The 8,578-nt window shown below is 61.4% G+C and carries 7 protein-coding genes, 1 tRNA gene and 1 pseudogene; 7 read left to right on the forward strand and 2 right to left on the reverse strand.

Going from position 1 to position 8,578, the window contains the following annotated elements; all coding sequences use genetic code 11:
• Positions 1-183 precede the first annotated feature (183 nt).
• Complete coding sequence (locus RTQ46_RS26770) at positions 184-510, forward strand: Dabb family protein (RefSeq protein ID WP_312440655.1); 327 nt, start codon at positions 184-186, stop codon at positions 508-510.
• A 93-nt stretch (positions 511-603) separates the two neighbouring features.
• Positions 604-679, forward strand: a tRNA-Asn gene (locus RTQ46_RS26775).
• A 94-nt stretch (positions 680-773) separates the two neighbouring features.
• Here RTQ46_RS26775 and RTQ46_RS26780 read toward each other — a convergent pair.
• A complete protein-coding gene (locus RTQ46_RS26780) occupies positions 774-1,817 on the reverse strand; it encodes an alpha/beta hydrolase (RefSeq protein ID WP_312440656.1) in 1,044 nt (347 codons plus the stop codon).
• Positions 1,818-2,390: 573 nt separating this feature from the next.
• A pseudogene (locus RTQ46_RS26785) lies at positions 2,391-2,638 on the reverse strand (IS1595 family transposase); the annotation flags it as partial.
• Between the two features lie 151 nt (positions 2,639-2,789).
• Between RTQ46_RS26785 and RTQ46_RS26790 the strand changes: the two are divergent.
• The 5 genes from RTQ46_RS26790 (at position 2,790) to RTQ46_RS26810 (ending at position 8,476) form a co-directional block, all read left to right on the forward strand.
• Positions 2,790-3,440 (forward strand): sugar dehydrogenase complex small subunit, encoded by a 651-nt coding sequence (locus RTQ46_RS26790; RefSeq protein ID WP_312440657.1) that lies wholly within the window; start codon positions 2,790-2,792, stop codon positions 3,438-3,440.
• Positions 3,437-5,095 (forward strand): GMC family oxidoreductase, encoded by a 1,659-nt coding sequence (locus tag RTQ46_RS26795; RefSeq protein WP_312440658.1) that lies wholly within the window; start codon positions 3,437-3,439, stop codon positions 5,093-5,095. Before RTQ46_RS26790 ends, RTQ46_RS26795 begins: the two co-directional genes overlap by 4 nt.
• Positions 5,092-6,573: a cytochrome c gene (locus tag RTQ46_RS26800; RefSeq protein WP_312440659.1), complete on the forward strand. Its 1,482-nt coding sequence runs from the start codon at positions 5,092-5,094 to the stop codon at positions 6,571-6,573. Before RTQ46_RS26795 ends, RTQ46_RS26800 begins: the two co-directional genes overlap by 4 nt.
• Before the next feature lie 129 nt (positions 6,574-6,702).
• Positions 6,703-7,104: a GtrA family protein gene (locus RTQ46_RS26805; protein WP_312440660.1), complete on the forward strand. Its 402-nt coding sequence runs from the start codon at positions 6,703-6,705 to the stop codon at positions 7,102-7,104.
• A 70-nt stretch (positions 7,105-7,174) separates the two neighbouring features.
• Positions 7,175-8,476, forward strand: a complete 1,302-nt coding sequence (locus RTQ46_RS26810) for an NCS2 family permease (protein WP_312440661.1) — start codon at positions 7,175-7,177, stop codon at positions 8,474-8,476.
• Positions 8,477-8,578: the final 102 nt, after the last annotated feature.

Here is an 8,578-nt window from a genome sequence, read left to right on the forward strand (position 1 = left end):
CGACGGACTGTTAATCCGCAGGTCCCTGGTTCGAGTCCAGGTCGGGGAGCCAGAATTTGAAAGCCACGTCGAAAGACGTGGCTTTTTTCATTTCCGCATCGCCAGCGTGCCGTCTTCGGCCGCCGCCGACCCGCATTCCCGATTTGCGCTATCCTTGCCGGAACTGATCAGAGGATAGCCATCATGCCCTGCACCGCCGCCCTGCGCCATATCGTCCTGTGCGAATTCAACAGCGATCTCACGCCCGCCAAACACGCCGAGCTCGTGTACGAATTTTCCCTGCTGAAAGACAGCGTGCCCGGCGTGCTGAAATTCGAGTGGGGCGAGAACGTCAGTCCGGAAGGGCTCGACGACGGCTTTACCGACTGCTTCACCTTGACCTTCGACGGCGCCGCCGCGCGCGACGTCTACCTGACCCATCCGGCCCACCTGGCCTTCGTCGAACTGCTGAAACCGTGGCTGGCGCGGGTGCTGGCATTCGACTACTTTCCGCAGGAAGTGCCGGGCTGATTTGCCCGTGAAAAGAGGGTAGAGTTCCTGCCAAAATTTTTCCAGGCAGAATCTGGACAGCGTAAAACCCGGCGTATATAATACGGCCTCACTTCCCTGATAGCTCAGTCGGTAGAGCGACGGACTGTTAATCCGCAGGTCCCTGGTTCGAGTCCAGGTCGGGGAGCCAGAACAAGCAGCAAACAGAAAGCCCAGCCTTCACCGGTTGGGCTTTTTGCATTTCAGGCGGCATTGCGCCGCGCCGAAGGCCTGGCGCGCGGCGCTCAGCGCTGCTGCTTGCCATCCAGTGTGCCGATCACGGTACGTTGAAATTTTTCCGGTTCATCGTGATGAATCTGGTGTCCCGAATGCTCGAACAGGAATAGCGCTTTCTTCGGCGCCTGCAATGCGGAAAAATATTCCTGCGTAATGCCGGCGGACGTCTGGATATCGTTTTTCCCCACGAAAAAATACACCGGACAATCGACAGTTGTCAGGGACTTGCGCAGATCGATGGTCATGACGGTCTTCCATACGGTCGACCAGGTTTTTGCCCATTGAAAAAACATGTCCCTGAATTCCTTGCTGCTCGCAAAGTCCTTGCCTTCTTTGTGGAACAGCCATTTTCTCAGATAATACAAGTCGTCATCGGTGTCGAGGGCAGGATCGATGCCCGCCAATTCTTTGCTGGCAACGGGGTCGTCTTTGAAATGCGCTTTCAGGGTTGCCAGCAATGCCTGCTCGCTGGCCAGTTGACTGACCACCGGATTGACGGCGAAATACGCGTGCAGCCACTCCGGATGCTGTTTGACGACATGAAATCCCAGGACATTGCCCCAGGAACTGCCGAGCAAATAGATTTTGTCCTGTTTTAATTCTTTCCTGACAAACTCAATGACCTGCAGCGTGTCACTCTCCATCTGCTCAACTGTCGGCTGGACCGACGACGGATTCAGTTTCAATGTCCTGCCGGCGTCGCGCTGATCCCATTGAACGATCGTGAAACGGGTTTGCAGGATGCGTGTAAAAGCGGCCGCATTGTTGAGCATGGAGCTGCCCGGACCGCCGGATAAAAACAGCAGCACTGGCTTGCCAGGGTCATCTGTCTTAATCTCTATAAACTGTTTGATGCCGCCAATGTCGGGCGTCAGTGAGCGGGTCATGTCGCCCTGCAGCTTGTCAGGCGTCTGCGGCGGCAGATTCTGGGCCTGGCCGGCATGAAATGGCATCAGCAGGCTGAACAATACGGTCAGCATGATGGTTTTCAGCATGCTGCAATTGATTCCCTGTTGCAGGTCGATGCCAGGATTTCCGGGTGTACTGGACATGCTTCTCCTCTCGTTGGACTGACGTTCTGGGTAGCGGATATCAGGCTTGCTCTTGTATCGTCAAACCCGCACGGTTGTTCTTGGCAGGCAGATCAGAGTAGCACGATCCCTCGCACAGGTGGTGGCAGGGCTTTACTTTTTTGCAAGGCTGGACTGCGCTGCCGCCAGCCCGTGACATTGCATGTAAATTTGCTTTAGATCATCTGTCATACTGGCAAGATCAACTTCCTCATTTTTTGCCGATCATGCACCAATTGCGCCTTGCGCTTGCCATCGCTTGCCTGTCCTGCGCCATCGGTGCATGGGGCCAGGCACCTGCGGCCCTTTCGGTGGCGCAAGTCAAACAAAAGATCATCGCCGAGTCGATCGCTGCGTATCCTGGCCGCTGCCCGTGTCCCTACAATGCCGCCAGGAATGGCAGCGCTTGCGGCGGACGCAGCGCATGGAGCAGGCAGGGCGGCTATGCGCCGCTCTGTTATGAGCGCGAGATCAGCGCCGAGATGGTGTCCAGGTGGCGCCAGGAGCGAGGCGCGTCCGGGGCATAGTCATCGGGCACCCCGTCATCGTTTTTGGCTATGTCACTGTCATGTGTGGAAAAAACCGAGAGTGGCTTTGAGCAAGCTCTCGGGCGACATGATGCGGCGCGCGTCGAGTATCCAGCGCCAGCCCAGGTAGTTGGGCAAGTAGCGGGTCGCCACGCCGCGAAACGCACTCAGCCAGCCACGCAGGCGGCTGTGATAAGCATTCACGTTTTGTACATGGAGCGTGCCACGCACACGGCTGATCGCCCGCAGGTCAACTGCGTCATGCATGATGCCAAGCCCTGCTTGTCTTGATAGTATTGATTCCGTAGTAATACTACATTAGCGAACAATTTATTTTTGTAGGATAATGACGGCACGGCTTGTATTTGCCCAAATACACCCAATGCAAGCATCCAGATCAACAAAAATAATCACTGCGGGAGTTCCCATGCAGCACACTAGCAGTCCCCCCACGCCCGCCGATCCTTCCCCGCCGCGCATCACGCGCCGCCATGCGCTGATCGGCCTGGCCGCCTTGCTGGCGCAGGCTGGCTTCTGGAGCAATCCGCTGTCCGCCGCCGCGCCCGCTGCCACGCCGGTTGCCGGCCCTGCGCCGGGTAGCCTGCTGTTTTACACCTTATCGCAGGCAATTACCGGTCACCAGGATTTGCGCACCGAGACCGCCGCGCGCATCGAACATGCCATGCGCAGCAATGTGCCGGGCTTTGCCGCGCACCTGCCGCAACTGGGCGCGCTGGTCAAGACCGGCCAGCCGGCCAAGGACTTGCTGGCAGCCGCCACCGATGCCGATCCTGCCTTGCGCGCGCTGGCGCTGGCGATTGTCGCCGCCTGGTACACGGGCACGGTGGCCGGCAACCCGGCCAATGGCGCCAGATCGGTCGTGGTCGCTTACGCCGAAGCGCTGATGTACCGCACCGTGGCCGATGGGCAAGTGGTGCCGACCTACTGCAACTATGGTCCGCTGTGGTGGCTCAAGGCGCCGCCGCCGGTGCGCGTGTCCGCACCCGTCGCACCGAAACCGGTGCCCGCGCCGGCCACCACCGGCACTCCCGAACCAAAAGGCAAGCAAGCACAATGAAATCCCCCGAATTCAAAAGTAATGGCGACGTGGTCGCCGATGTCGTGATCGTCGGCTCCGGCGTGGTCGGCGCGATGATGGCCGACCAGCTGGCCGCGCAGGGCCATTCCGTGATCATGCTGGAAGCGGGCCTGCGCATCGAGCGCGGCCAGGCAGTGGAGAACTGGCGCAACATGCCGTTCGAAAACCGTGTCGGCTCCGACTTTCAGGGCCTGTATCCGCAAGCCGAGAACGCTCCGGCGCCGCTGTATTTTCCAAAAAATAATTACGTGGAATTGTCCGGCCCCAGCGGCAGCAGTTTCCAGCAGGGCTATCTGCGCACCGTAGGCGGCACCACCTGGCACTGGGCTGCATCGTGCTGGCGCCACCTGCCGTCGGACATGCGCATGAAAAGCGATTACGGGGTAGGGCGTGACTGGGCCATCTCCTACGATGAACTGGAACCCTACTATTGCCGTGCGGAGCAGGAAATGGGCGTGGCCGGCCCCAACGATCCCGCGCTGCAGTCGCCCAGCGAGCGCAGCAAGCCGTACCCGATGGACATGGTGCCGTGGGGCCATGGCGACAAGCGCTTTGCCGAAGTGGTCAATCCGCACGGCTACCGTTCCGTGCCGATTCCGCAGGGCCGCTCGACGCGTCCGTGGCAGGGCCGTCCCACCTGCTGCGGCAACAACAATTGCCAGCCGATCTGCCCGATCGGCGCCATGTACAACGGCATCCATCACGTGGAGCGCGCCGAATTGAAAGGCGCGGGCGTGCTGGCCGAGGCGGTCGTCTACCGCATCGATACCGACCAGAACAACCGGGTCACGGCCGTGCACTGGTACGATGCGAAAAAGCAGTCGCATATGGCGACCGGCAAGGCCTTCGTGATCGCGGCCAATGGCATCGAGACGCCGCGCCTGCTGCTGCTGGCGGCCAACCGGAACAATCCGAACGGCATCGCCAACAGTTCCGACCAGGTCGGCCGCAACATGATGGATCACTCGGGTTTCCACTGTACTTTCCTGGCCAACGAGCCGATCTGGACCGGCCGCGGTCCGGCGCAGAGCAGCTGCCTGGTGGGGCCGCGCGACGGCGCCTTCCGCGCACACTACTCGGCCAACAAGATGATTTTGAATAACATCACGCGCGTGGGCCCAGCCACCCAGCAGTCGCTGAAGCTGGGCCTGGTCGGCAAGGACCTCGACGACGAGATCCGCCGCCGCGCCGCGTTCGGCGTCGACCTGTCGATCAGCCTGGAGCCGCTGCCCGAAGCGCACAACCGCCTGACGCTCAGCAAGACGCGCAAGGACCCGCTGGGCCTGGCCTGCCCGGATATTTACTATGACGTGGGCGACTATGTGCGCGACGGCGCCAAGGCCGCGCACGCGCAGCTCGAACATATCGGCAAGCTGTTCGGCGCGGTGGAATTCAATATCACCAGCAGCCTGAACGCGAACAACCACATCATGGGCGGCGTGATCATGGGCAGCAATCGCCTCGATTCGGTCGTGGACGGCAATTGCCGCGCGCATGACCATGCAAACCTGTGGCTGCCGGGCGGCGGCGCGATGCCGTCGGCCAGCGTGGTCAACACGACCCTCAGCATGGCCGCGCTCGGTTTGCGCGCGGCGGACGATATCGCCCGTACACTGGCGCGGGAGGCCGCATGATGCGCCGTTTTGCCACCATGCTGACCACGGCGGCGCTGGCGCTGGGGGTGGCGATGCCGCCGGCCCACGCCCAGTCCGCACCGCCCGTCACGCTGACCCCCGATCGTCCCGCCGCGCCGGCCCCTGCCGCCAATGGCCAGGATGCGCGCCTGGAGCGGGGACGCTACCTGGCGATCGCGGCCGACTGCATGGCCTGCCATACGGCCGCCAGCGGCAAGCCGTATGCGGGCGGCTACGCGATCGATTCGCCGCTGGGCACGATCTACGCGACCAATATCACGCCGTCGAAAAAAGGCGGCATCGGCCACTACACCGAGGCCGAGTTCGCGCGCGCGCTGCGCCAGGGCGTGCGCGCCGATGGCAGCCATCTGTATCCGGCCATGCCGTACACCAGCTATGCGCTGCTGACCGATGCGGACGTGGGCGACCTGTACCACTACTTCATGCACGCAGTGCAGCCGGTCGACGAGCCGGCGCGCCAGACGAAGCTGCCGTTCCCGTTCAATATCCGGCTGTCGATGATGGGCTGGAATGCCTTGTTCCTCGATAACAAGCGTTTCGTGCCCGATGCCGGCAAGAGTGCGCAGATCAACCGCGGCGCGTATCTGTCGGAAGGGCTGGCGCATTGCAGCGCCTGCCATACGCCGCGCAATATGCTGATGGCCGAAGTGGGCAGCCAGAAACTGGCGGGCGCCGATCTCGGCTCGTGGCACGCGCCGAACATCACCTCCGACAAGATCAGCGGCATCGGCGGCTGGACCGATGTGGAAATTGCCGCCTACCTGAAAACCGGCCATGTGGAAGGCAAGGGCCAGGCTGCCGGCGGCATGGCCGAGGCGATCCAGAACAGCCTGCAATTCCTGCACGACGACGATGTGGCTGCCATCGTCGCCTATCTGCGCACGGTACCGCCGGTGCGTGCTGCCGGCCAGCAGAAGGCGGCTTTCAGCCATGGCAGCGCCATCAGTGAAGAGGCCGGCTTGCGCGGCATGGCCAGTGCGACCGAACGCCACTCGCTCAACAGCGGTGCCGTGCTGTTCAGTGGTTACTGCGCCAGTTGTCACTCGGCCAGCGGCGCCGGCAGTACGGGCCAGGCGTATCCGGCGCTGTTCCACAACACGGCCACCGGTGCCGAAACGCCGGCCAACCTGGTGTCGGCCATCCTGTTCGGCGTCGAGCGCAAGATCGGCAAGGAGGGCGCCGAAGTGGAGGCCTTCATGCCGCGTTTCGACCAGCGCTCGTATGTTCAATCGCTGACGGACGAGCAGATCGCCTCGATCGCCAACTATGTGCTGAAGCAGTATGGCAATCCGGCGGTGAGCGTCACGCCCGCGTATGTGGCGCAGGCGCGCAGCGGCGGCGAAAAGCCGGTGCTGGCCAGGTTGCCGCACTTTATCGTGCCGGTCGGCGTGGCGGCCTTGCTGGTGCTGATCGCGCTGCTGGTCTGGTGGCGCAGCCGCCGCCAAAGCAAGGATTGACGAGGTCACTTTGAATCTTTGCTACAACTTGCAGTAAAATGCGGGATGAAAAATGGTTACGAGCAATCGTAGCCATTTTTTGTTCTTGCCCGCCCGGGCTGCATTTCATTGCTCCATGTGAATCCGATCATGTCTCATTCCCTGCATCACCAGTTCCTGCGTTTTGCCGCCGTCGGCGCTTCGGGCACGGCTGTCCAGTACATCACGCTATGGACTGGCGTGCAGGTTTTTGGCATCGGCGCCGCTGCCGCAGCTTCCGGCATCGGCTATGTCCTGGGCTCGGTGGTCAACTATGTGCTCAACTATTTTTTTACTTTTAAAAGCGACAAGGGGCATGGCGAAGCGGCCGCCAGGTATTTCAGTTTGCTGGCAGTGGGCTGGTGCATCAATACCGGCCTGATGTGGCTGCTGGTGCATCATCAGGGCTGGCATGTGTGGCTGGCGCAGCTAGTGGCGACCGGCATCGGCCTGGTATGGAATTTTGCCGGCAGCCGCTGGTGGGCCTTCAAGCCGGCCGGCACGGCAAAGTAAGGCATTACAAAAACAAGAGGCGCGCTGGCTGCAGGCACGCGCACGGTTCGACCAACTCAAGGGGTTACTCATGCAGTTCCTGGAACGCTATTTCAAACTGAAGGACAACGGCACCAATGTGCGCACCGAGCTGCTGGCCGGGCTGACCACATTCCTGACGATGGCCTATATTATCTTCGTCAACCCCAGCATTCTCGGCGATGCCGGCATGCCCAAGGACTCGGTGTTTGTGGCCACCTGCCTGGCCGCCGCCATCGGCACGCTGATCATGGGCCTGTACGCAAACTATCCGATCGCGCTGGCGCCGGGCATGGGCCTGAACGCGTATTTTTCGTACACGGTGGTCAAGGGCATGGGCATGAGCTGGGAAGTGGCGCTGGGTGCCGTCTTCATTTCCGGCTGCCTGTTTATCCTGGTCAGCCTGTTCAAGGTGCGCGAGCTGATCATCAACAGCATCCCGCCCGCGCTGCGTACGGCCATCACGGTCGGCATCGGGCTGTTCCTGGCGATCATCTCGCTCAAAAGCGCCGGCGTGGTGGTCTCCAATCCGGCCACCATCATCGCGCTGGGCGATTTGCACCAGCCGGCGCCGATCCTGGCCATCATCGGCTTTTTCATCATCGTCGCGCTGGACCGCCTGAAAGTGCCGGGCGCCATCCTGATCGGCATCCTGGTGATCACGGTGTCGAGCTTTTTCTTCGGCGGCAACCACTTCAACGGCATCGTCTCGGCGCCACCATCGCTGGAACCGACTTTTTTCAAGCTCGACATCATGGGCGCACTGTCGGTCGGCATCGTCAACGTGGTGCTGGTGTTTTTCCTGGTTGAACTGTTCGATGCGACCGGCACCCTGATGGGCGTGGCGAACCGCGCCGGCCTGCTCAAGGACGGCAAGATGGAGCGCATGAACAAGGCGCTACTGGCCGACAGCACGGCGATTGCGGCCGGCGCTTTTCTCGGCACGTCGAGCACCACGGCGTTTGTCGAAAGCGCCGCCGGTGTGCAGGCCGGCGGCCGCACGGGCCTGACCGCCGTGGCGGTGGCGCTGCTGTTCCTGGGCAGCCTGTTCTTTGCGCCGCTGGCCCATACCGTGCCGCCATACGCCACCGCGCCGGCGCTGTTGTACGTGGCTTGCCTGATGCTGCGCGAACTGACCTTCATCGACTGGGATGACAGCACCGAAAGCATCCCGGCCGCGATCACCGCGCTGATGATGCCGTTTACCTATTCGGTGGCCAGTGGCGTGGCGTTCGGCTTTATCACCTATGCAGTACTGAAACTGCTGACGGGCAAGGGCAAGCAGGTGTCGGTGGTGGCCTACATCATCGCCGCCATCTTCCTGTTCAAGTTCATTTACCTTGGGGCCGAGTAACGATCGCCTGACGCCGGTTTTTTTCCTCTTGTACAGATTGCATATGGACAGTTGAAAAACCGGCGTATATAATACGGCCTCACTTCCCTGATAGCTCAGTTG

It is taken from the genome of Janthinobacterium sp. (assembly GCF_031995485.1).
Taxonomy (GTDB): Bacteria; Pseudomonadota; Gammaproteobacteria; order Burkholderiales; family Burkholderiaceae_D; genus Janthinobacterium.